25 protein-coding genes are annotated in these 21682 nt (G+C 69.9%); 8 read left to right on the plus strand and 17 right to left on the minus strand.

The window, feature by feature from the left end; translation table 11 throughout:
- Window positions 1–21 precede the first annotated feature (21 nt).
- The 6 genes from OCQ_RS21605 to secY form a co-directional block, all read right to left on the minus strand.
- Window positions 22–1230, minus strand: a complete 1209-nt coding sequence (locus tag OCQ_RS21605; protein ID WP_014385792.1) for an FAD-dependent oxidoreductase — start codon at window positions 1228–1230, stop codon at window positions 22–24.
- A 14-nt stretch (window positions 1231–1244) separates the two neighbouring features.
- The gene (locus tag OCQ_RS21610; RefSeq protein WP_036389836.1) at window positions 1245–1964 is read right to left on the minus strand and encodes an anti-sigma factor family protein; all 720 of its coding nucleotides are present in this window, start codon (window positions 1962–1964) and stop codon (window positions 1245–1247) included.
- A 30-nt stretch (window positions 1965–1994) separates the two neighbouring features.
- On the minus strand, window positions 1995–2486 hold the full coding sequence (locus OCQ_RS21615; RefSeq protein WP_009956581.1) for a sigma-70 family RNA polymerase sigma factor: 492 nt from the start codon (window positions 2484–2486) through the stop codon (window positions 1995–1997).
- A 218-nt stretch (window positions 2487–2704) separates the two neighbouring features.
- Entirely contained in the window at window positions 2705–3508 is an 804-nt protein-coding gene (map, locus tag OCQ_RS21620) for a type I methionyl aminopeptidase (RefSeq protein ID WP_009956580.1), read from the minus strand.
- 2 nt (window positions 3509–3510) lie between these two features.
- The gene (locus tag OCQ_RS21625) at window positions 3511–4056 is read right to left on the minus strand and encodes an adenylate kinase (RefSeq protein WP_009956578.1); all 546 of its coding nucleotides are present in this window, start codon (window positions 4054–4056) and stop codon (window positions 3511–3513) included.
- Window positions 4053–5378 (minus strand): preprotein translocase subunit SecY, encoded by a 1326-nt coding sequence (secY, locus tag OCQ_RS21630; RefSeq protein ID WP_008260543.1) that lies wholly within the window; start codon window positions 5376–5378, stop codon window positions 4053–4055. Before secY ends, OCQ_RS21625 begins: the two co-directional genes overlap by 4 nt.
- 246 nt (window positions 5379–5624) lie before the next feature.
- On the opposite strand from secY, the gene OCQ_RS21635 reads away from it, so the two are divergent.
- Complete coding sequence (locus OCQ_RS21635) at window positions 5625–6548, plus strand: class I SAM-dependent methyltransferase (protein ID WP_014385793.1); 924 nt, start codon at window positions 5625–5627, stop codon at window positions 6546–6548.
- A gap of 8 nt (window positions 6549–6556) precedes the next feature.
- Here the strand turns inward: OCQ_RS21635 and OCQ_RS21640 are convergent, their stop codons facing one another.
- Window positions 6557–7225, minus strand: a complete 669-nt coding sequence (locus tag OCQ_RS21640) for a GNAT family N-acetyltransferase (RefSeq protein ID WP_008260545.1) — start codon at window positions 7223–7225, stop codon at window positions 6557–6559.
- A gap of 9 nt (window positions 7226–7234) precedes the next feature.
- Complete coding sequence (locus OCQ_RS21645; RefSeq protein WP_014385794.1) at window positions 7235–8596, minus strand: xylulokinase; 1362 nt, start codon at window positions 8594–8596, stop codon at window positions 7235–7237.
- Between the two features lie 30 nt (window positions 8597–8626).
- On the opposite strand from OCQ_RS21645, the gene OCQ_RS21650 reads away from it, so the two are divergent.
- From OCQ_RS21650 to OCQ_RS21660, 3 genes are read left to right on the plus strand one after another with little or no spacing between them, the layout of a single operon-like run.
- The gene (locus OCQ_RS21650; protein WP_041785209.1) at window positions 8627–9607 is read left to right on the plus strand and encodes an NAD(P)-dependent oxidoreductase; all 981 of its coding nucleotides are present in this window, start codon (window positions 8627–8629) and stop codon (window positions 9605–9607) included.
- A complete protein-coding gene (locus tag OCQ_RS21655) occupies window positions 9604–10257 on the plus strand; it encodes an L-fuculose-phosphate aldolase (protein ID WP_014385796.1) in 654 nt (217 codons plus the stop codon). Before OCQ_RS21650 ends, OCQ_RS21655 begins: the two co-directional genes overlap by 4 nt.
- The gene (locus OCQ_RS21660; protein WP_014381105.1) at window positions 10257–11174 is read left to right on the plus strand and encodes an MBL fold metallo-hydrolase; all 918 of its coding nucleotides are present in this window, start codon (window positions 10257–10259) and stop codon (window positions 11172–11174) included. Before OCQ_RS21655 ends, OCQ_RS21660 begins: the two co-directional genes overlap by 1 nt.
- A 9-nt stretch (window positions 11175–11183) precedes the next feature.
- Here OCQ_RS21660 and OCQ_RS21665 read toward each other — a convergent pair whose 3' ends face one another.
- Together OCQ_RS21665 and OCQ_RS21670 are read right to left on the minus strand one after the other, a co-directional pair.
- Window positions 11184–12416, minus strand: coding sequence for a zinc-dependent alcohol dehydrogenase (locus tag OCQ_RS21665; protein ID WP_014385797.1), 1233 nt, complete (start codon window positions 12414–12416; stop codon window positions 11184–11186).
- Window positions 12413–13177: an SDR family NAD(P)-dependent oxidoreductase gene (locus tag OCQ_RS21670; protein WP_014381107.1), complete on the minus strand. Its 765-nt coding sequence runs from the start codon at window positions 13175–13177 to the stop codon at window positions 12413–12415. Before OCQ_RS21670 ends, OCQ_RS21665 begins: the two co-directional genes overlap by 4 nt.
- A 97-nt stretch (window positions 13178–13274) precedes the next feature.
- Here OCQ_RS21670 and OCQ_RS21675 point away from each other — a divergent pair, with 97 nt between their 5' ends.
- Genes OCQ_RS21675 through OCQ_RS21685 form a run of 3 tightly spaced genes read left to right on the plus strand, consistent with a single transcriptional unit; the run spans window position 13275 to window position 16045 of the window.
- Window positions 13275–14219, plus strand: a complete 945-nt coding sequence (locus tag OCQ_RS21675; RefSeq protein ID WP_014385798.1) for a class I SAM-dependent methyltransferase — start codon at window positions 13275–13277, stop codon at window positions 14217–14219.
- Window positions 14212–15120: a class I SAM-dependent methyltransferase gene (locus OCQ_RS21680; protein WP_029383862.1), complete on the plus strand. Its 909-nt coding sequence runs from the start codon at window positions 14212–14214 to the stop codon at window positions 15118–15120. Before OCQ_RS21675 ends, OCQ_RS21680 begins: the two co-directional genes overlap by 8 nt.
- Before the next feature lie 10 nt (window positions 15121–15130).
- A complete protein-coding gene (locus OCQ_RS21685) occupies window positions 15131–16045 on the plus strand; it encodes a class I SAM-dependent methyltransferase (protein WP_009951877.1) in 915 nt (304 codons plus the stop codon).
- Between the two features lie 7 nt (window positions 16046–16052).
- Here the strand turns inward: OCQ_RS21685 and sppA are convergent, their stop codons facing one another.
- Entirely contained in the window at window positions 16053–17840 is a 1788-nt protein-coding gene (gene sppA, locus OCQ_RS21690; protein ID WP_009951876.1) for a signal peptide peptidase SppA, read from the minus strand.
- Window positions 17841–17878: 38 nt separating this feature from the next.
- Between sppA and OCQ_RS21695 the strand changes: the two genes are divergently transcribed.
- On the plus strand, window positions 17879–18805 hold the full coding sequence (locus OCQ_RS21695) for an LLM class flavin-dependent oxidoreductase (protein WP_014381111.1): 927 nt from the start codon (window positions 17879–17881) through the stop codon (window positions 18803–18805).
- Here the strand turns inward: OCQ_RS21695 and rplO are convergent.
- From rplO to rpsH, 6 genes are read right to left on the minus strand one after another with little or no spacing between them, the layout of a single operon-like run.
- The gene (gene rplO / locus OCQ_RS21700) at window positions 18802–19245 is read right to left on the minus strand and encodes a 50S ribosomal protein L15 (RefSeq protein ID WP_008260595.1); all 444 of its coding nucleotides are present in this window, start codon (window positions 19243–19245) and stop codon (window positions 18802–18804) included. The genes OCQ_RS21695 and rplO overlap by 4 nt on opposite strands.
- Window positions 19242–19427, minus strand: a complete 186-nt coding sequence (gene rpmD / locus OCQ_RS21705) for a 50S ribosomal protein L30 (RefSeq protein ID WP_009951873.1) — start codon at window positions 19425–19427, stop codon at window positions 19242–19244. The genes rplO and rpmD overlap by 4 nt, the downstream gene beginning before the upstream one ends.
- Window positions 19424–20104, minus strand: a complete 681-nt coding sequence (gene rpsE, locus OCQ_RS21710; protein WP_008260606.1) for a 30S ribosomal protein S5 — start codon at window positions 20102–20104, stop codon at window positions 19424–19426. The genes rpmD and rpsE overlap by 4 nt, the downstream gene beginning before the upstream one ends.
- Window positions 20105–20141: 37 nt before the next feature.
- Window positions 20142–20510, minus strand: coding sequence for a 50S ribosomal protein L18 (gene rplR / locus OCQ_RS21715; protein WP_008260609.1), 369 nt, complete (start codon window positions 20508–20510; stop codon window positions 20142–20144).
- Between the two features lie 41 nt (window positions 20511–20551).
- Window positions 20552–21091, minus strand: a complete 540-nt coding sequence (gene rplF / locus OCQ_RS21720; RefSeq protein ID WP_008260611.1) for a 50S ribosomal protein L6 — start codon at window positions 21089–21091, stop codon at window positions 20552–20554.
- Window positions 21092–21102: 11 nt separating this feature from the next.
- Window positions 21103–21501 (minus strand): 30S ribosomal protein S8, encoded by a 399-nt coding sequence (gene rpsH / locus OCQ_RS21725; RefSeq protein WP_008260619.1) that lies wholly within the window; start codon window positions 21499–21501, stop codon window positions 21103–21105.
- Window positions 21502–21682: the final 181 nt, after the last annotated feature.

Here is a 21682-nt window from a genome sequence, read left to right on the forward strand (position 1 = left end):
TTACGGAATCGGCCGGGCTGTTCACGGGCTTGACGGGACCGTCGCCGCTACCCCCAAGTTTCGGCTGATTTCGGCGGACATCCGGCGGTGACTCGTAAGGCGCAGAAACGTCGTCAGCGCGCCGGCCTGCAGCCGGTCGGAGATCAGCGCGGCCGGTCGCAGCACGAACTCACCGTGCGACACCGGCAGTGACGCCACCCAGGACACGGCCATGACTTTGCGTCGACGGGTCCTCTCGTACCACCGCAGGGCGGCCGAGACATCGGCGCCGCCGTTGGTCCCACCGCGAAAATCCCTCAGCGCCTTGCACAAAACCATCGTGTCGAGCAGCGCCTGGTTGGTCCCCTGCGCCAGGGTGGGCGGCATCGCGTGCGCGGCATCGCCGAGCAACGTGACGGGGCCGTGCCCCGGGCCCGGAATCGGATGGCGAAAATGCGGGAACGGCGAGCCGGCCAAGTCGTCGTCGCTCAGCGTCGCGAGCACCCGGTCGACAGAGTCGGACCATCCGGCGAAGTGGGACCGGATCATCTCGATCGGACGCTGCGGTCGGACGAAGCCATGCGACCACGGCAGGTCGAACCACCACTGCACCTCCGACCCGCCGGCGGGCCACAGGCCGAGGTTTCCGCGCGCACCGATGATCATCAGCGCGGCATCGGAATCGGCGATCTCCGGGACAGTCGCAAGCCCCTGCCAACTGCACCAGCCGGTCGGCTTGGCGGCTTGCGCGCCAACGCAATTGCGCACCATCGAGTGCAGACCGTCGGCACCGATCACCACGTCCGCATCAGCCACGGTGCCGTGGCCGAACTCCACGCAGACACCGACGTCCGTACGGTTCACCGCGATCACCGGGGAACCGCACCGGATGCGCTCGGCGTCGAACCCGTCGAGAAGGCGTTCCAGCAATACTCGGCGCGGAACCATCCGCACGGGTGCGCCCAGCCGCCGCACCATCGCGGTGACGTCCAGCGTGGCCAGCGGCCGGCCGCGGGACGTCACGGCCCGCACGGTGGCCAGCAGGCGGCCGGCGCCGCCCATGTCGACGCCCAGCTGGTTCAGCACCGTCTCACCGTTGGACCAGATCGTCACCGCACCGCCGGGCGCCCGCACGTCGGGCCGGCGCTCGAAGACGGTGACGTCATGTCCGTCCCTCACCAAGCCGCGGGCGACGGAGATGCCGGCCACGCCGGCGCCCACCACCAGCACCCGAAGCGGACGCCCGAACACGCTGGCTCCGATCTCTACAGCGAACGCTGCAACAACACCTTGCCGCTGTCGGCGGCGACCACTTGCACGGCGGCGATCTGGTCGACCGGGGTCGAGATCGCGCCCACGGGTGTCGCGGTGTGACCGGGCACGGCCACCCAGGTCGCCAGCCGGGTTTGGCTGCCGTCGCGACCCACCACGACCATCGCCAGCGTGTCATGGTGCGCGTTCAGCGGGGCCAGGCACACGCACCGAAGCGCGATGGATGTGCCCCAGTGCTGGCCGGTGACCTGGACGCTGGAGGTCAGCAGCGAGGTGCCCACCTGCGCCATCGGCTCGGCCGACGCGGTCACCTGCTGGGCGGGAGTCGACGACCAGGCCTGCAGGCCGACGAACACCCCGATCGCCAGCACCGCGGCCGCCGCGGCGGAGGCCACCCAGGTCACCACCCGGGTGCGCCGCCGGCGCCACCGCACCGCGGCCAGCAACGACGGCAGCATCTCCTCGGACATCTCCGGCGCCGGGCCGGACTCGTCGATCGCGGCCACCTCGTCGCGGTCCAGCTGCGAAAGCAGGGCCGGCACGCCGCTGAGGTCGGCGACCGCCTCACGGCAAGCCGTGCAGCGCGCCATGTGCGTCTCGAATTCGCGGCGTTGCGCGGCCGACAGCGATCCCAGCACGTATGCGGCATCCCACATCGCGTAGCGGTCTTCGGGAGGGCCGATATCGGCCACCGGCGTGTTCATTTCATCCATGTCCTTCACCCCTCAAGCCTTCGGAGCCCCTCATCGGGTAACCCCAAGTTCCTGCAGAGTGAGTCGCAACGCCCGTACGGCATAGTGTAGTCGCGACTTCACCGTTCCCTCGGCGATGCCGAGGTCTGCAGCGATCTGCGTGGTGGTCCAACCGCGGTAGTAGGACCGTTCGATCACCGCTCGGTGATCGGCGGACAGCTGGGCCATCGCGTCCGCTATCAGCAACCGGTCCAGGGCCGCGTTGACCTCGTCCGGCGTGGACTGTTCGGGCGCCCCCGAGACGTCGGTCGAACCGACGACGTTGCGGTATCGCGCGCTGCGCCGATCGTCGATGATCATGTTGCGGGCGACGGTGAACAACCACGCCCGCGCCGAGCGTTCGGTGTCCCCGACGACTTCGGGATGCTGCCACGCCCGCAGCAGCGTTTCCTGGACCACATCCTCGGACTGGCTCGTGTCCCCCGTCAGGCGCAACGCGTAGCGCCACAGAACCGCGGCGTGTTCGTCGAAAAGCGCCTTCATCAGAGCGGCTTCGGCAGCCGCTGACGCGTTCCGAGTGCCAGCCACACGAGCCACTCGATCACCTCCTGCCGGGAGAACGAGCCGAGCAGGCGCCCGGTTCAACGGCCCCGACCCGCCGCGCCCGGCTTCGCCGCGCTTGCGATCGTGGCTCGTTCAACGGCCCCGACCCGCCCCGATCCGCCGCGCCCGGCTTCGCCGCGCCTGCGATCGCGGCTCGTTCAGGCCCCCAGGGTCAGGATGCGCGGTCCGGACTCGGTGACCGCGACGGTGTGCTCCCAGTGTGCCGCCCGCGAGCCGTCGGTGGTGACGACCGTCCACTGGTCGTCGAGCACCACGGTCTTGCCGGTTCCCAGCGTCAGCATCGGCTCGATGGCCAGCACCGACCCGGGGGCCAGCTGCGGCCCGCGCCCGGGCGAGCCCTCGTTGGGCAGGAACGGGTCCATGTGCATCTGCCGGCCGATGCCGTGGCCGCCGTATCCCTCGACGATCCCGAAGGACCGCGAGTGGCGGGCCGCGGCCGCGTGCGTACCCATCTCGATGGCGTGCGATACGTCGGTCAACCGGTTGCCGGGCACCATCGCGGCGATCCCGGCCTCCAGCGATTCCCTGGTGGCCTGGGACAGCGCTTCGTCGGCCGCATCCAGGGTCCCGATCCCGAAGGTGATCGCGGCGTCGCCGTGCCAGCCGTCCAGCACGGCGCCGCAGTCGATCGATACCAGGTCACCGGAGCCCAAAACCTCTGCGGCCGAAGGGATTCCGTGGACCACCCGCTCGTTGACCGACGCGCAGATCGATGCCGGGTAGCCGTGATAGCCCAGGAACGACGGCACCGCCCCGGCGTCGCGGATCACCGATTCGGCGATCTCGTCGAGGCTCAGCGTCGATACGCCGGACACCGCGGCGGCCCGGACGGCCTGCAGCGCGGCCGCCACGACCGCGCCCGCCGCGGCCATCGCGTCGAGTTCGCCGGCGCTGCGCTGCGGCACCACCTTGCGACTCCGCAGCCGCGCCAGCGGGGTCATTTCTACTTGCCCAGCGCCTGCAGCGCGCGGGCGAACACTTCGTCCAAGGTGCCGATGGCGTCGACGGTCTTGAGTTCGTCGCGGTAGTAGTCCAGCAGCGGGGCGGTCTCGTCCCGGTAGACCTTCATCCGGTTCAGGATGACGTCGTCGGTGTCGTCGGCGCGGCCGCGCGACTTGAGCCGCTGCAGCAGCTCGTCCTGGGAGACCCGGAACTCCAGCACCGCGTCGATGTCGGTGCCGCGGCGTTCGAGCATCTCGTGCAGCGCCTTGGCCTGCTGCAGCGACCGCGGGAACCCGTCCAGGATGAAGCCGTTGGCCGCGTCCGGGTCGCTCAACCGGTCGTCGACGAGCTGGTTGGTCAGCTCCGAGGGCACCAGGTCACCGGCGTCCAGGTAGCGCTTGGCCTCCAGGCCCAGTTTGGTGCCGTTCTCGATGTTGCTGCGGAACAGCTCACCGGTGGAGATTTGCGGGATCCCCAGCTTTTCGGAGAGCTTCTGCGCCTGCGTCCCCTTGCCCGCCCCCGGCGGACCCAGCAAAACGACTCTCACTTGAGGAACCCTTCATAGTTGCGCTGCATGAGCTGACTCTCGATCTGCTTGACCGTATCCAAGCCCACGCCAATCATGATCAACACCGCGGTGCCGCCGAACGGCAGGTTCTGTACCGCCCCGCCGTTGCCGATCTGCAAGAACAGGTTGGGCAGCACCGAGATCGCACCGAGGTAGATCGAACCCGGCAACGTGATCCGGCTCAGCACGAACCGCAGGTAATCGGCGGTCGGCTTGCCCGGCCGGATCCCGGGGATGAACCCGCCGAACTTCTTCATCTCGTCGGCGCGCTCATCGGGGTTGAAGGTGATCGACACGTAGAAGTACGTGAAGAAGATGATCAGCCCGAAATAGATGCCGATGTAGACGGGGTCGCTGGGGTCGGACAGGTAGCTGCCGACGAACTTGTCCCACCAGCTGTTGCCCACGCCGCCGCTGCCGCTGCGGATCAGCTGGGTGATCAGGTGCGGGATATAGATGAGCGAGGACGCGAAGATCACCGGGATGACACCGGCCTGGTTGACCTTGAGCGGCAGATACGTCGACGTGCCGCCGTACATCCGGCGGCCGACCATGCGCTTGGCGTATTGCACCGGGATGCGCCGCTGGCCCTGCTCGACGAACACCACGCCGACGATGATGATCAGCGCGGCGATGAGCACGGCGGTGAAGATCATGCCGCCTCGGCTGTCCAGGATGGTCTTGCCCTCGGCGGGGATGCGGGCCGCGATGCCGACGAAGATCAGCAGCGACATGCCGTTGCCGATGCCGCGTTCGGTGATCAGCTCACCCATCCACATCACCAGGGCCGCGCCGCCGGTCATCACCAACACGATGACGATCAGCGTCAAGATGCTCTGGTCGGCGATGATGTCCAGCGAGCAGCCCTGCAGCAGCCCCCCGTTGGCGGCCAGCGCCACGATGCTCGTGGCCTGCAGGATCGCCAGCGCGATCGCCAGATAACGGGTGTACTGCGTCATCTTGGCCTGGCCGGACTGGCCCTCCTTGCGCAGTTCCTCGAACCGCGGGATGACCACCGTGAGCAGCTGGACGATGATGCTGGCGGTGATGTAGGGCATCACGCCCACCGCGAACACCGTGAGTTTGAGCAGCGCCCCGCCGGAGAACAGGTTGATCAGCGAATAGATCTGTCCGGCCGCGCCGCCGCTGGCCTCTTTGATGCACTGCTGGACGTTCGGATAGTTGACGCCCGGGGACGGCAGCGCGGCGCCGACCCGGTACAAGACGACGATGCCAAGCGTGAAGAGGATCTTCCGTCTCAGGTCGACTGTCCGCAGCGATGAGATGAAAGCGGAAAGCAACTCTTCCTCCTGCGCAGCCGGGGGTTTCCTGCATCACGCGCCCAACTCCCGCAGGCCAGGACGTACGGCGTCGCGCGTCGAACCGTGTACGAGACTAACAGCTGGTCCGGTCAGGTCCGGTCAGGGCCTTTCCCGCGGCCACCGGAAATGCTCGGACGGGGCCCCGGAAAAAGCACAGGAAGCCGTCAGGCCGGCGGCGTAGAGTGCGGCTGTCTCGTTGCATTTGCTAAGTAACTTGGGAGCAGTATGACACGCACCGACCAAGACAGCTGGGACTTGGCCTCGAGCGTCGGCGCCACCGCCACGATGGTCGCCGCGGCCCGCGCGCTGGCCAGCGGGGGAGCCAATCCGATCATCAACGACCCGTTCGCCGCGCCGTTGGTGCGGGCGGTCGGCCTGGATTTCTTCCGCCGTCTGGTCGACGGCGAGGTCACCGAGCCCGAGGGCGACGGGGCGGCCGGAGGCGGCGCGAAGGAGCTGGCGCTGGAGACCGATTCGATGGCGGTGCGCACCCGCTTCTTCGACGACTTCTTCCTCAATGCCGCCCGCGACGGGATTCGCCAATCGGTGATCCTGGCCGCCGGCCTCGACGCCCGCGCCTACCGGCTGGGCTGGCCGCCCGGCAGCGTGGTGTACGAGGTCGACCAGCCCAAGGTCGTCGAGTTCAAGAGCGCCACCCTGGCCAGCCTGGGCGCCTCCCCGGCCGCGGACCGGCGGACCGTCGGCATCGACCTGCGGGAGGACTGGCCGGCGGCGTTGCGCGGCAGCGGCTTTGACGTGACGCGGCCGACGGCGTGGAGTGCCGAGGGCCTGCTGATGTACCTGCCGCCCGACGCGCAGGACCGGCTCTTCGACAACATCACCGCGCTCAGCGCGCCCGGCAGCAAGCTGGCCACCGAATATCACCCCGACAACGGGACGACGATGTCGCAACGCGCGCGGGAGTTCAACGACAGGTGGGCGAAAGTCGGCTGCGACATCGACCTTTCCGGGCTGTTCTTCGACGGCGAGCGCAGCAACGTCGTCGACTACCTCACCGGCCGGGGATGGCGGGTGAGCACCCGGCCACGGCGCGATCTGTTCGGCGACTACGGCCTGGAATTCCCCGACGATGACGAGGCGGCCCAGCACCCCAACATCGTTGCGGTCACCGCGACATTGGGCTCATAACCGCGCGCTCAGCCGGGGGGTTTGGCCGCCGGTGCGCGCACGACCATCGGGACCGCGGGGAAACACCACGCCATCTCCGAGCGCGACTTGCGCAGGGCAGCGGTGCCGTAGCCCCGCTTGCGGTAATCGGGGTGAATCCAGATCCGCACGTTGACCTCGCCGCGGACCAGCTCGCCGAACACCATGCCGACCTTCTGGCCGGAGTCGACGGCCACGAACCACGCGGCCTCCTCGTCGTCGACGCGCCCGAGGGCCGCGCTGATCTCGTCGTCCAGGCTGCCGGCCGGCCCGCCCGAGCCGTCGCCGGCCGCGCCGATCTCCTCGGTGCGCACGGCGAAGATGTCGCGGTCGGTGGCGGCGGAGAAGGGCCGCAGCTCCAGGGTCTCCCCCGAGCTCGCCGGGCGCTCGCCCAGGGTGAAGCTCAGCTGCTTGTTGAGGTCTTCGAGTTCGGCGAGGATCTTGCGGCGCGAGTCGATGGTGAGTTGATCGAACGACATGCCCATCACCGCCTCGGCGGCCAGGTGGGAGGTGTCGAGCAGCCGGACGATCGCCTCCACCGCGGCCGCCCTGTTCTCTGATTCCACGATGGCGTCGGCGATTTCGTGCCGCCGCTCCACGGCTTTCGACAGGGCGTCGGCGATTTCCCGGCGGGTGGCTTTGCGGTCGTGGTCGGTCATTGCACCAGCCTAGAACGGCGGTGGTGCCACCGCGCCACATCGGCGCTCTGCCATCTGTAGGAAGCGGTGGTAGCGGTCCTCGACCGCCGCCGCCCATACGGGATCGGGCTCGACGACGCGCTCGGTGCGCACCCACCGGGCGGCGTCGGCGATCGTCGTCTCCAGGCCGGCGGCCATGCGGGCGAGGAAGGCGGCCCCCAGCGCGGCCCCCTCCGCCACCGCGGACACCTCGACGGGGCGCCCGGTGGCGTCGGCGATGGCCTGCAGCCACGGCCCGACCCGGGTGCCGCCGCCGGTGGCCACGATGCGCGACACCGGCGCGGCGGACAGTTCGATGAGCTGGCGCACCACGAAGCCCGACGCCTCGTAGGCGGCCCGCCGCAGCGCGGCGGCGTCGTGGGTCAGATCCAGCGCCTCGAGCAGGCCGCGGCGGTCCGGGTCGTGGAACGGGCTGCGCTCGCCGCGCAGGTAGGGCGACCACACCGGTACGCGGCCGGGTTCGACGGCCGTCGGATCCGCTTGCGCCACAACGCGATCCACCCAGCCGAGGAACAGCCCGCCGGCGTTGCTCGCCCCGCCGATCTGACTCTTGCCGGGCGTGGTGTGGGGAATGGTCCACAGCCCTGGCATCTGCCGGGGCTCGGAAATGGTCGTCCACACGATCAGCGTGGTGCCGCACATCACCAGCACGTCGCCGTCGCGGTCGGCGCCGGCCACGATCTGTTCGCACAGCGCGTCGATCGCGCCGGTGGCCACCGCGGCGCCGCTGCCCCGCACCTCCCCGACGACGGCCCCCATACTTTCCACCCGCGGCATCTGTTCCACGCGGGCGCCGCGCTCGGCACAGGCGGCGGGGTCCCAGCCGGTCCCGTCGAACAGGGGGAACGCCGTGGCGGCGGTGGCGATGTCGATCACGGCGTCGCCGGCCAGCGCGTGGTTGGCCACCGCCGGCGCGGGCCAGTAGCCGGCGGCGTCGGGCTCCTGCGCGGCCGTCCACCGCAGGAACTCCGCCGCCTCGCCGAGCGCGGGCAGGGGCTGCGCGTCCCCTCCGGGGGTGCGGCCCCGGCCGTCGCCGTACAGCAGCCCCGGCGTGATCGGCGTGCCCGTCGCGTCGACGGCGGTCATCGACGGCACCATCGCCGAGACGGCCACCGCCGCGACATCGGTCCGGTCGGCCAGTTCGGCCAGGGCCGCCGACGGCCCCCGCCGCCACGCCTCGTCGGCGTCGTGCTCGAGGCGGTCGGCCGCCGGGACCCGCAGCGCGTGGGGGATGCGCACCCGCGCCGCCACGTTGCCGTCGGCGTCGGCGGCTATCGCCTTGACCGCGGTGCTGCCGACGTCGATGCCGATTGTGACGTCTATGCGTGACACGGGCGTCACCGTACGCCAGCATTGGCATTCGTGACGTCCAAACCGCGCGCCTTGGTCACGGCCCCGATGCGGGGCCCGGGCTTCGCCAAGCTGCGGGAACTGGCCGACGTGATCTATGACCCCTGGATCGAGCAGACCCCGCTGCGCATCTACAGCGCCGAGCAGCTGGCCGAACGGATCGCGAGCGAGGGCGCCGAAATCGTGGTGGTGGAAAGCGATTCGGTGCGCGGCCCGGTGTTCGCCCAGGGGTTGCGCGCGATCGCCTCCACCCGCGGCGACCCCAACAACGTCGACATCGCCGGGGCCACCGCGGCCGGCATCCCGGTGCTGAACACCCCGGCCCGCAACGCCGACGCCGTCGCCGAGATGACGGTGGCGCTGCTGCTGGCCGCCACCCGCCACGTGCTGCCCGCGGACGCGGATGTGCGCAGCGGCAACATCTTTCGCGACGGCAGCATCCCCTATCAGCGTTTCCGCGGCGGCGAGATCGCGGGGCGCACCGCCGGGCTGGTGGGCCTGGGCGCCGTCGGCCGCGCCACCCAGTGGCGGCTGTCCGGGTTGGGCCTGCGGGTCATCGCGCACGACCCGTACAACCCCGACGCGCGCCACAGCCTCGACGAGCTGCTGGCCGAGGCCGACATCGTGTCGCTGCACGCGCCGGTCACCGATGACACGGCCGGCATGATCGGCGCCGGGCAGTTCGCGGCCATGCGCGACGGCGTGGTCTTCCTCAATACCGCCCGCGCCCAGCTGCACGACACCGACGCGCTCGTCGACGCCCTGGTCGCGGGCAAGGTGGCCGCCGCCGGCCTGGATCACTTCGCCGGCGAATGGCTGCCGGCCGACCATCCGCTCGTGGGGATGGCAAACGTCGTGTTGACCCCGCACATCGGCGGCGCGACCTGGAACACCGAGGCCCGGCAGGCGCAGATGGTGGCCGACGACCTCGAGGCGCTGCTGAAGGGTGACGCGCCCGCCCATCTCGTCAACCCGGAGGTACTAGGCCCATGAAATTCGTCGAGAACGCGGAGACCGCGGTGCTGGACGCGGCCAAGGACATGCTGCGCCGGGGCCTTGTGGAGGGCACCGCCGGCAACATCTCGGCGCGCCGCGCCGACGGCAACATCGTCATCACCCCGTCTTCCGTCGACTACCGCGACATGCAGCTCGACGACCTCGTGCTGGTCGATCCGGGCGGCTCGGTGCTGCAGGCGGCCGATGGCCGGTCGCCGTCCTCGGAGATGCAGTTGCACTTGGCCTGCTTTGCCGCGTTCGACGACATCGGCAGCGTCATTCACAGTCATCCGGTGTGGGCGACCATGTTCGCCATCGCCCACCAACCGATCCCGGCGTGCATCGACGAGTTCGCGGTGTATTGCGGCGGCGACGTCCGGTGCACCGATTACGCCGCGTCCGGGACCGCCGACGTGGGTACCAACGCGGTCGCCGCGCTCGAGGGCCGCGCCGCCGCCCTGATCGCCAACCACGGCCTGGTGGCGGCGGGACCGCGGCCCGACAAGGTTTTGCATGTCACCGCGCTGGTGGAGCGCACCGCCCAAATCGTTTGGGGCGCACGCGCTCTCGGGGGGCCGGTGCCGATCCCCGAGGACGTCAACAACAACTTCGCCGCGGTCTACGGTTATCTGCGGGCCAACGCCTGATGCGGCGGTTCCGGCTCGGCCGCGCCACCCTGGCGCGGGTAGTCGAACTGCGATTCTCGTTGGGCGCCAAGTCCTTTCCCCATACCCCGCCGTCGGGGTGGCACGACAATGCCGACCTGCTGGTGCCCGACTTCTTCGATCCCGACACCGATCAGTGGCACATCGCGATCCAGAGCTGGGTCATCCAGGTCGACGGCCTGACGGTCATCGTCGACACCGGCGTCGGCAACGATCGGCTGCGCCCGCACATGCCGCCCTTGGACCACCTGAACACGGCGTTCTTGGCCGCGCTGCGTTCGGCGGGCGTCGAGCGCGACGCCGTCGACGTGGTGGTCAACACCCACATGCACTCCGACCACGTCGGCTGGAACACCATGCTGGACAACGGCACCTGGGTGCCGACGTTCCCCAACGCCCGGTACCTGCTGCCCGCCGCCGACTATCGCCACTTCGAACCCGACGGGCCCGCCGCGCGGCGGTCGCCGCGCACCGAAGCCGAAGCTGCCCAGCAGCGCGGCGACCAGCTGGTGTTCGCGGACAGCGTGTTACCCATCGACGCTGCGGGGCAACTGATCCGGTGGTCGGACGACTACGCGGTCAGCGATTCGCTGCGGCTGCGGCCCGCCCCCGGGCACACGCCGGGCTCCTCGGTGCTCTGGCTGGACGCGGGCCAACCCGCGGTCTTCGTCGGTGATCTCACCCACAGCCCGTTGCAGGTGCGTCGCCCCGGCGACGCGTGTGCCTTCGACATCGACGCCGCCGCGGCCGCAGTGACCCGCCGCCGCATCTTCACCGAGGCCGCGCAGGCGACAGCGACGGTGATACCCGCGCACTACCCCGGCCGCGGCGGCGCGACGATCCGCGCGCTCGGCGACGAATTCGAAGTCGGTGAGTGGCTGGACATTCCGGCCCTGTGACGTGCGAGGTCACCGCTGATCGATCGCCACCTTGACCGCGCCGCTCTCGCCCTGATCGGCGAGCTCCCAAAAAGCGTCGCGCCACCGCGCCAACCCGAAGGTATGGGTGAGCATGGGACGCAGGTCGACGCGTCCGGCGCCGGCCAGGTCGAGGTAGTGGGCGATGGCGTGCTTGCGCCGCCCGTCGACCTCCTCGACGCCGAAGGCGTTGGAGCCCACCAGGGAAACCTCTTTGAAGTAGAGCGGGCTGTCCTCCCAGCGGCCGGGCGCGTGCACGCCGGCCTTCACCAGGGTGCCCCGCGAGCGCAGGACCCGGACGCCCACCTCGAAGGTCTCGGGCTTTCCGATGGTGTCGTAGACGACGTCGACCGCGCCGGGGTGGGCCATCGGCAGGCCCAGCAGCGGCCGGCGCAGCCGGCCACCGCCCCACGCCACGAGCTCCTCGATGAGGTCCGAACGCGGCTCGTGGGCAAGGACTTTCGCGGCGCCGAACCGGCGGGCCAGCTCGGCCTGGGCACCGAAACGGGCTATCACGGCCACGGCCACGTCGGGATACAGCGCCCGCAGGATCGCGACCGCGCACAAACCCAGCGAGCCGGCCCCGTACACCAGCACCGGGCCCGTATCGGGCGGAGGGTGGCGGGTGACCGCGTGCAGGGACACCGAGAACGGGTCGGCGAACACGGCCGCCTCGTCGGGGATCGAGTCCGGAACCGCGAACAGCATGCTGTCGTGGGCGGGCATCAATTCGGCGTAGCCGCCCGTCACGTCGGCCGAGACGCCGGTGTGGATGCCGGGGCTCAGGGCGCCGTCGGTGAAGCTCCAGCACAGGCTGTAGTCGCCGGCCTGACACGCCGGGCAGGGCGGCGCGATGCCCCGCGGCCCGCAGGACAGCCACGGGTTGAGCACCACCCGCTGCCCCACCTGCAGGCCGCGCGCCCTGGGGCCCAGCGCCACCACGTCGGCCACCACCTCGTGGCCCAGGACTTGCGGGAACGAACAGAACGCGGACATGGCGTTGTCGGCGTCGCCTTCGCCGAAGTCCATCAGGATCTGCTTGGAATCCGACCCGCAGATGCCGGTCAGCCGCGGCCGGGTGAGCACCCAGTCCTCCTGCGGCAGTTGCGGATCCGGCACCTCGCGCAGCGCGGTCGGGGTGCGGGCCAGGTTCTGGGTGAGCGCGTTGGCGCGCTCGGGCACCTCGAAGGGCTCCGGTGGCACGCCGTAGACCAGCGCCCTCATGGCGCCGCCAGCCCCGCCGCCCCGGCGATGAACGCGTCGAGGTCGGCGTTCTTGGCGTCGACGACCGGTTTCATGTCCGGCACGTAATGCTCGAAGCCCTCGGTGCCCAGGGCGGCGAGGATGCCGTCGGCCACCTCGTCGGCGGAAACCTTGGGACCCCGGTAGAGGGGTTCCTCGCTGCCCGGGTGATCCCAGATCTCCGTGTCCACCGGGCCGGGCTCGATCAGCTTCACCGCGATAGGTGTGCCGTGCAGGTCCACGGCCATCGCCTCGCTCCAGCCACACAGCGCGAATTTGCTTGCACAGTAGGCGCTTTCGTGGATTATCCCGAGCCGGCCGCCGACACTGGACACGTTGACGATCATGCCCGATCCCCGCTCGCGCATCCGCGGCAACAGGGCCAGCGTCAGCCGCATCGGGGCGAAGAAGTTGACCCGCATGACCTCTTCGACCTCGTCGGGATCCAGCGCGGTGACCGGGCGCCGCTTCGGGACGGCCGCGTTGTTGATCAGCACGTCGATGCCCCCGAGCGTGTCCCAGGCGGTCGCCGCCAGGTCACGCAGCGCGGAGGTGTCGGCCAGGTCGGCGACCCACATCGCCGATCCCGGGGCGGTACGCCGGCAGTCGGCCAGGACCTCGGCCAGCCGATCCCGGCGGCGCGCGACCAGCCCGACCACTGCGCCACCGCCGGCCAGACGCCGGGCCAGGGCCGCGCCCAGACCCGACGAAGCGCCCGTGATCAGCACCCGCTCGTACGCCATCAGTAAAGGTTGCCGCGAATCGCGGGAAGCGTACAGTGGGGGAAGCTTGTTATATCGGCTAAATATTAGATTGACTACCTCCGATAGGGGCACCACCATGACTTCCACCAGGTACGAGGGCGACACCTGGGACCTCGCCTCCAGCGTCGGCGTGACCGCCACCATGGTCGCGGCGGCCCGGGCGATGGCCACCCGCGCCGAGAGCCCGCTGATCAACGACCCGTTCGCCGAGCCGCTGGTCAAGGCGGTCGGAGTCGACCTGCTCTCCCGGCTGGCCAGCGGCGAGCTCGACCCGGCCGAGCTGAACGACGTCCACGACGGCGCCGCCAGCTCCGCCGGGGCAATGTCGCGGATGGCCGACAACATGGCCGTGCGCACCAAGTTCTTCGACGAATTCTTCATGGACGCCACGAACGCGGGCATCAAGCAGGCGGTGATCCTGGCCTCCGGGCTGGACGCGCGGGCCTACCGGTTGGCGTGGCCGGCCGGGACGGTGGTCTACGAGGTGGACCAGCCGCAGGTCATCGAATTCAAGACCCGCTCGCTGGCCGAGCTGGGCGCCGCCCCCACCGCCGAGCGGCGCGTGGTGGCCGTCGACCTGCGCGACGACTGGCCCACAGCGCTCAAGGACGCCGGATTCGATCCCGCCCAGCCGACGGCGTGGAGCGCCGAGGGCCTGCTCGGCTACCTGCCGCCGGAGGCACAGGATCGCCTGCTGGACACCATCACCGAGCTCAGCGCGCCGGGCAGCCGGCTGGCCACCGAGAGCGCGCCCAACCCCGCACCCGGCGACGACGAGAAGCTCAAGGAGCGCATGCAGGCGATCTCCGAGCGCTGGCGCGCGCACGGCTTCGATCTCGACATGGCGGGGCTGGTCTACTTCGGCGACCGCAACGAGGCCGCCCCCTACCTGGCCGCTCACGGGTGGCGCCTGAACAGCGCCAGCATCCGGGATCTGTTCGCCGCCAACGGGCTTGACCCGCTCGGCGACGACGACATGCGGATGGGCGAGATGCTCTACACGAGCGGCACCTATGAGTGAGGGGCGCGCCGAGGGCGACAGCTGGGGGCCGGCACACAGCGTGGGGGCGACGGCGACCATGGTCGCCGCGTCCCGCGCGGTCGCGTCGAAGGGTCCCGACGCGCTGCTCGACGATCCGCTGGCCGACCCGCTGGTCCGCGCCGTCGGCCTGGATCCCTTCATCCGGATCATCGACGGCGAGATCGACTTCGAGGACGACCCGCTGTTCAACCGCCGGGCGCGGGCCGAGCAGATCACGGTGCGCACCAGGTTTTTCGACGACTTCTTCCTGGACGCGACGAACGCGGGCATCAAGCAGGCGGTCATCCTGGCCTCCGGCCTGGACACCCGGGCCTACCGCCTGCGGTGGCCGGCGGGAACCGTGGTCTACGAGATCGACCAGCCCGACGTCATCGCCTTCAAGACCGACACGCTGGCCGGCCTCGGCGCCGCCCCCACCGCGCAGCGCCGCACGATCAGCATCGACCTGCGCGACGACTGGCCGGCGGCCTTGCGCGACGGTGGTTTTGACGTCACCCAGCCGACCGCCTGGAGCGCCGAGGGGCTGCTGCCCTACCTGCCGCCCGAGGCGCAGGACCGGCTGTTCGACAACATCACCGCGCTGTCCGCGCCGGGCAGCCGGGTGGCGACCGAACACGTGCCCGACCCCGACGCGTTCTCCGACGAGCGCCTGCGCCGCATCTCCGAGCGGTGGCAGCGCTTCGGCTTCGACCTGAATGCGGCCGACCTGTTCTACCGGGGCGAGCGCAACGTCGTCGTCGACTACCTGAACGGCCATGGCTGGCAGGTGAGCGCGCATCCCGCCCGGGAACTATACGCCCGCAACGGGTTTGAGTTTCCCGAGGACGAGATGGCGGCCACCTTCGGTGAGCTGAGCTACGTCGCCGCGACGCTCGAGTAAGGTTTTTCCCATGCCACGCACTCACGACGACAACTGGGATCTGGCGTCCAGCGTCGGCGCCACCGCGACGATGGTCGCGGCGGGGCGGGCGATGGCGACGAAGGATCCGCGGGGTCTGATCAACGATCCGTTCGCCGAGCCGCTGGTGCGGGCGGTCGGGGTGGAATTCTTCACCAAGATGATGGACGGCGAGCTCGACATCGATGCGATCGAGAACGCCTCGTCGGTGCGCGTTCAGGCGATGATCGACGGAATGACGGTGCGCACCAGGTACTTCGACGACTATTTCATGGACGCCGTCGGCGCCGGCGTGCGTCAGGTGGTGATCCTGGCCTCCGGGCTGGACGCGCGCGCCTACCGGTTGCCGTGGCCGGACGGCACGGTCGTCTACGAGATCGACCAGCCCCAGGTGATCGAGTTCAAAACCAGCACGCTGGCCGGCATCGGCGCCGAGCCGACCGCCGATCGGCGCACCGTCGGCATCGACCTGCGGGCGGACTGGCCGACCGCGCTGAAGGACGCCGGGTTCGATACGACCGCACCGACGGCGTGGCTGGCCGAGGGCCTGCTGATCTACCTGCCGCCGGACGCCCAGGACCGGCTGTTCGACAACATCACCGCGCTCAGCGCGCCCGGCAGCACCATCGCCACCGAATTCGTGCCCGGCATCGTGGATTTCGACGCCGAGAAGGTGCGGGAGATGTCCGGTTCGTTCCGGGACCACGGCGTGGACATCGACATGGCGTCGCTGGTCTACACCGGCGACCGCAACCATGTCGTGGACTACCTGTCGAGCACCGGGTGGCACGCCGAGGGCGTGACCCGCACCGAGCTTTTCGAGCGCGGCGGGTTCGACGTGCGCGCCCCGGAGGACGACGACCCGCTCGGTGAGATCGTCTTCATCAGCGGCAGGCTCGGCGGCTAGCTAAACCCTAGAGCCGCCAGGGCCCCGCCCACAGCGCGCTGGCGCCGCTGACGGACCGTTCGACGTTGTCCACGATGCCGCCGATGGTGCGGCCCAGCAGCGCCCCCAGCGCGTCGGGCAGCGACGCGGCGGCCGGCTGCGAGGACGCCCGGGGCCGAAGCATGTCCAGCAGCGAACCGCCCGGGTAGGTGACGATGCGCACGTCGGCGTCCTCGTCCAGTCCGGCAAGGATTTTCGCGCGCCGCAGCGCGGTTCGGAACCCGCCCAGCTCGTCGACCAGGCCCCGCTCCAGCGCGTCGGCGCCGGTCCAGACCCGGCCCCGCGCGACCCGGTCGACGGCGTCTTTGGTCAGGTTGCGCCCGTCGGCCACCCGCGCCACGAAGTCGGCGTACAGCAGGTCGGCCTCGGCCTCCCGGTGGGCGCGCTGCTCCGGCGTGAACGGCGTGTCGATCGCCCAGGCGTCGGCGTTGGCGTTGGTGCGCACGGTGTCCGAGCCGACGCCCAGCCGCCCGAGCAGATCACGGATCACCAGCTTGCCGGTGAGCACGCCGATCGAACCGGTGATCGTCGCGGGGCTGGCGACGACCGCGTCGGCCGCCACGGCGATGTAGTAACCGCCGGAGGCGGCGACCGACCCCATCGACGCCACCACCGGCTTGCCCCGTTTGCGGGCCTTTTTCACCTCGCGCCACAGGGTTTCCGACGCGGTGACCGAGCCGCCGGGGCTATTGACGCGCACCACGATCGCCGACACCGAATCGTCGGCGGCGGCCTCCCGCAGCGCCGGCGCTATGGTGTCGCTGCCGACCGTGGAGGTGCCGAACGGCAGGAACTGGGGTCCACCGCGCCCGTCGACGATCGTGCCGTCGACGTTGATGACGGCCACCGTCGGCTTGGGCCGGCGACCGGGCACCGACGGCGCCGGCGGGATCAGCCGCGACCGTGCGGCGCCGGCGTAGCGCGACAGATACAGCCGCGGCGGCGCATTCTCCTCCGAAACATCTTTCACGCCAACCAGTTCCGCGATGCGGTCATAGGCTTCGTCCCGGAATCCGATACGGTCGACCAGGCCCGAGGACACGGCCTCCTCGCGCAACAGCGGGGCGCGATCGGCCAGGGCGTCCAGGGCGGCGGCGTCGAGCTTGCGTGATGTCCCCACCGCTTCCCACACCTGCTCCCGGATGCTCTCGAGCATCCGGGTGACGGCCTCGCGGTGGGCCTCGGTGAAGCCGTGCTCGGTGAAACGGTTTGCCGCGGACTTGTATTCGCCGCGCGCGACGACTTCGGCTTCGATGCCGGCCTTGTCGAACGCGTCGCGTAAAAAGGTGGCGTTGCTGGCGAAGCCGATCAGCCCGACGCTTCCCGCCGGCTGCATCCAGACCTCGCCGAAGGCCGAGGCCAGGTAGTACGACAACGTGCCCGGGTAGGTCTCGGCCCAGGCCAGTGACGGCTTGGCGGCGGTGAACGCGACGATGGCCTCGCGCAGTTCCTGCACCGCGGCCGACGGCGACGCCGTCAGTTGCACGCGGGCGATCAGCCCGGCGACCCGCGGATCCTCGGCCGCCCGGTAGATGGCGGACACCGTGTCGCGCAGCGACACCGGACGGCTCCCACCGGTGATCATCGCCAGCGGGTCGAACCCCGACGTCTCCGGCGGCATTGAGCGCAGATCCAATTCGAGCACGCAGCCGTTGGGCACGCCGTGATGACGTGCGGTGTCGACCCGGTCGGCCAGCGCGCGCACCTCGTCCGCGCCTTTTGACAAACCGGGTATCGAGGGCAGGAAAGCGAACATGCCTGCAGACTACCGACCGGCCACCGTACGGTGGTCCGGTGAGGTTTTCCATCGCCATCCCGCAGTTCGACTACGAGACGTTCGACGCGGCGGGGCTGCGGTCCTTTCTCACCCGCGCCGAGGAGCTCGGGTTCGAGGGTGGCTGGGTGCTCGAACAGATCATCGGACCCGCGCCGCTACTGGCCCCGATGGAGCTGCTGGCCTATTGCGCCGCCTGCACCGAGCGGCTGCGCCTGGGCGTCGGCGTGCTGGTGACGTCGCTGCACGAACCGCTGCAGCTGGCCTCGGCGATCACCGCCGTCGACCGGCTCAGCCACGGCCGCCTCGACGTGGGTGTCGCCCCCGGTGGCGGGCGGCGGAAATTCGCCGCCTTCGGCGTGGACAAGGACACCTTCATCTCGTATTTCACCGAGGGCCTGGAGCTGATGAAGGCCGCCTGGTCCGACGACCCCCGGGTGACGTTCCACGGCCGTTTTCGCGAGGTCGACGACCTGCCCGTCGCGCCCAAGCCGGTGCAGCGACCGCACCCGCCGATCTGGTTCGGGGGCCTCGCCCCGAAGGCCCTGGCCCGCGCCGTGCGGCACGGCGATTCGTTCCTGGGCGCCGGCTCGTCGACCACGGAGGCGTTCGCCGGGGCCGTCGCCGTCGTGCGCCGTGAGCTCGACGCGCAACACAAGGACCCCGCCGGGTTCACCATCGCCAAGCGGGTCTACCTGACGGTCGACGACGACGCCGCCAGGGCGCGGGAACGCGTGCTCGCCGGGCTGGATCGCATCTACGGGCGGATGCCCGGCGTGCAGGACGTGCCGGTCTCCGGCACCCCCGACGACGTGGCCCGCGGGCTGCGCGAGGTCATCGACGCCGGGGCGCAGATGCTGTTACTGAATCCCGTCGGCATCGACGCGAGCGAGAACCGCGAGCAGATGGAACGCCTTGCCGCGGAAGTGATTCCGCAGCTGAGTTAGGACAGCTCGGTGGCCGAGCCGCCGGCGGCGGTGATCTTCTCGCGTGCGCTGCCGCTGAACTTGTGCGCGGTCACCTCGACCTTGACGGTCAACTTGCCGTCGCCGAGGACCTTGATCAGCGAGTTCTTGCGAACGGCGCCCTTGGCCACCAGCTCGTCCACGCCGATCGAACCGCCTTGCGGGAAAAGCCGATTGAGGTCGCCGACGTTGACGATCTCGTACTCGGTGCGGAACCGGTTGCGGAACCCCTTGAGCTTGGGCAGCCGCATGTGGATCGGCATCTGACCACCCTCGAAGGTGGCCGGCACGTTCTTGCGCGCCTTGGTGCCCTTGGTACCGCGGCCGGCGGTCTTGCCCTTGGAGCCTTCACCGCGACCGACGCGGGTGCGGGCGGTCTTCGAGCCGCGGGCGGGTTTCAGGTCGTGCAGCTTGATAGTCACTTGGCCTCCTCTACCTCGACCAGGTGGCTGACCACCGCGATCAGGCCGCGGGTCTGCGGGTTGTCCTCGCGGATCACCGAGTGGCGGATCCGTCGCAGGCCGAGGGTGCGCAGGGACTCACGCTGCTTCCAGCGGGCCCCGATGGTGCTGCGCACCTGGGTGATCTTCAGTTGACTGCTCATGGTTGGGTCCCCGAAATCTGCGCCTCACGTGCCGCCGCACTGGCCAGCGCGTCGCTTTCCCGTCGCGCCTTGAGCATTCCGGCCGGCGCAACGTCCTCGATGGGCAGTCCGCGGCGGGCGGCAACCTCCTCGGGGCGCTGCAGCAGCTTGAGCGCGGCGACGGTCGCGTGCACCACGTTGATGGCGTTGTCACTGCCCAGCGACTTGGCCAGGATGTCGTGCACGCCAGCGCATTCCAGCACCGCGCGGGCGGCGCCGCCGGCGATCACACCGGTACCCGGGCTGGCCGGGCGCAGCAGCACCACGCCGGCGGCCGCTTCACCCTGCACCGGGTGCGTGATGGTCCCGCGGATCAGCGGCACCCGGAAGAAGCCCTTGCGGGCCTCCTCGACGCCCTTGGCGATGGCGGCGGGAACTTCCTTGGCCTTGCCGTAGCCGACGCCGACCATGCCGTTGCCGTCACCGACGATCACCAGCGCGGTGAAGCTGAATCGCCGACCACCCTTGACCACCTTGGAGACGCGGTTGATGGCGACGACCCGCTCCAGGTAGTTGCTCTTGTCGCCGTCGCGGTCGCGGCCACGACCGCCGTCGCCGCGCCGACCGCGGCTGTCGCGGTCACCGCGCGAGTCACGGCTGTCGCCGGCGCCTTGTCCGCCGGCGGGCTGCTCCGCCATTATGCGGTCCTTCCAGTCGTGTACACGTTCTCAGTCATCAGAATTGCAATCCGTTCTCGCGTGCGGCATCGGCCAGCGCCGCGATCCGTCCGCCGTAGGTGTATCCGCCGCGGTCGAAGACCACGCTGTCGATGCCGGCGGCCTTGGCGCGCTCCGCGATCAGCTGGCCCACCCGCACGCTGCGGGCTTTCTTGTCCCCCTGCAGGCTGCGCACGTCGTCCTCGATCGACGACGCGGCGGCCACCGTGGTCCCGTTCTCGTCGTTGACCAGTTGCACATGAATGTGTCGCGCGGATCGGTTGACCACCAGCCGCGGACGCTGCGGCGTGCCCTCGATCTTCTTGCGCAGCCGGGCGTGCCGGCGCAGCCGAGAGACGCGCCGAGTCGCGGATACGCTCTGCCCCACCGGCTTTCGCGCGGCGGCGCCAGCTTGTGATTGCGCCATGATTACTTACCTGTCTTTCCGACCTTGCGGCGGATCTGCTCGCCCTCGTAGCGCACGCCCTTGCCCTTGTACGGGTCGGGGCGACGCAGACGACGGATGTTCGCCGAGATCTGGCCGACCTTCTGCTTGTCGATCCCGGTGATGGTGAACTTCGTCGGCGACTGCACGGCGAACGTGATGCCGTCGGGCGCCTCGATCACCACGGGATGGCTGTAGCCCAGCGCGAACTCGAGGTTGGAGCCCTTGAGCTGCACGCGGTAACCGACACCGAAGATCTCCATCTTGGTGGTGTAGCCCTGCGTCACGCCGGTGACCAGGTTGGACACCAGGGTGCGCGACAGCCCGTGCAGCGAGCGGTTGCGCCGCTCGTCGTTGGGGCGGGTGACCACGATCGCGCCATCGTCGTTGCGCGCCACGGTGATCGGCTCGGCCACGGTCAGATCCAGCGTGCCCTTGGGGCCTTTCACCGAGACCTTCTGACCGTCGATCGTTACGTCGACTCCGGCGGGAACCGGAACCGGCTGCTTACCAATACGCGACATCTTTTACCCCCTCACCACACGTACGCGAGGACTTCGCCGCCCACGCCCTGTCGGGCTGCCTGGCGGTCGGTCAGCAGGCCCGAGGAGGTGGAGATGATCGCCACTCCCAGGCCGCCGAGCACGCGCGGCAGATTGGTGGATTTCGCGTACACCCGCAGGCCGGGCTTGGACACGCGGCGCAAGCCGGCGATGCTGCGCTCCCGGCTCGGCCCGTACTTGAGCTGAACGATCAGCGACTTGCCGACCCGAGCATCCTCGGTGCGGTAATCGCTGATGTAGCCCTCGCTCTTGAGGATCTGGGCGATGTTCGCCTTGAGCTTCGAGTGCGGCAACGTCACCTCGTCGTGATACGCCGAATTGGCGTTGCGCAGACGTGTCAAGAAGTCTGCGATCGGGTCCGTCATAGTCATCGAGCGCCACTCCTCTTCATCGCTGCGCTCTGCTTCGTCGCTGTCGCAGTCATCGAGCGCCACTCCTCTTCATCGCTGCGCTCTGCATCGTCGCTGTCGCAGTCATCGAGCGCCACTCCTCTTCATCGCTGCGCTCTGCATCGTCGATGTCGCAGTCATGACAGTGTCTGTCACCTTCCTC

The sequence above is a fragment of the Mycobacterium paraintracellulare genome (assembly GCF_000276825.1).
GTDB lineage: Bacteria > Actinomycetota > Actinomycetes > Mycobacteriales > Mycobacteriaceae > Mycobacterium > Mycobacterium intracellulare.

Bases quoted from the DNA above. Each gene is read 5' to 3' on its own strand.
- OCQ_RS21610 (WP_036389836.1), bottom strand. From the start codon at position 1,964: ATGGATGAAATGAACACGCCGGTGGCCGATATCGGCCCTCCCGAAGAC.
- OCQ_RS21615 (WP_009956581.1), bottom strand. From the start codon at position 2,486: ATGAAGGCGCTTTTCGACGAACACGCCGCGGTTCTGTGGCGCTACGCG.
- map (WP_009956580.1), bottom strand. From the start codon at position 3,508: ATGACCCCGCTGGCGCGGCTGCGGAGTCGCAAGGTGGTGCCGCAGCGC.
- OCQ_RS21635 (WP_014385793.1), top strand. From the start codon at position 5,625: ATGACACGCACCGACCAAGACAGCTGGGACTTGGCCTCGAGCGTCGGC.
- OCQ_RS21640 (WP_008260545.1), bottom strand. From the start codon at position 7,225: ATGACCGACCACGACCGCAAAGCCACCCGCCGGGAAATCGCCGACGCC.
- OCQ_RS21655 (WP_014385796.1), top strand. From the start codon at position 9,604: ATGAAATTCGTCGAGAACGCGGAGACCGCGGTGCTGGACGCGGCCAAG.
- OCQ_RS21660 (WP_014381105.1), top strand. From the start codon at position 10,257: ATGCGGCGGTTCCGGCTCGGCCGCGCCACCCTGGCGCGGGTAGTCGAA.
- OCQ_RS21665 (WP_014385797.1), bottom strand. From the start codon at position 12,416: ATGAGGGCGCTGGTCTACGGCGTGCCACCGGAGCCCTTCGAGGTGCCC.
- OCQ_RS21670 (WP_014381107.1), bottom strand. From the start codon at position 13,177: ATGGCGTACGAGCGGGTGCTGATCACGGGCGCTTCGTCGGGTCTGGGC.
- OCQ_RS21675 (WP_014385798.1), top strand. From the start codon at position 13,275: ATGACTTCCACCAGGTACGAGGGCGACACCTGGGACCTCGCCTCCAGC.
- OCQ_RS21680 (WP_029383862.1), top strand. From the start codon at position 14,212: ATGAGTGAGGGGCGCGCCGAGGGCGACAGCTGGGGGCCGGCACACAGC.
- OCQ_RS21685 (WP_009951877.1), top strand. From the start codon at position 15,131: ATGCCACGCACTCACGACGACAACTGGGATCTGGCGTCCAGCGTCGGC.
- sppA (WP_009951876.1), bottom strand. From the start codon at position 17,840: ATGTTCGCTTTCCTGCCCTCGATACCCGGTTTGTCAAAAGGCGCGGAC.
- rpmD (WP_009951873.1), bottom strand. From the start codon at position 19,427: ATGAGCAGTCAACTGAAGATCACCCAGGTGCGCAGCACCATCGGGGCC.
- rpsE (WP_008260606.1), bottom strand. From the start codon at position 20,104: ATGGCGGAGCAGCCCGCCGGCGGACAAGGCGCCGGCGACAGCCGTGAC.
- rplF (WP_008260611.1), bottom strand. From the start codon at position 21,091: ATGTCGCGTATTGGTAAGCAGCCGGTTCCGGTTCCCGCCGGAGTCGAC.
- rpsH (WP_008260619.1), bottom strand. From the start codon at position 21,501: ATGACTATGACGGACCCGATCGCAGACTTCTTGACACGTCTGCGCAAC.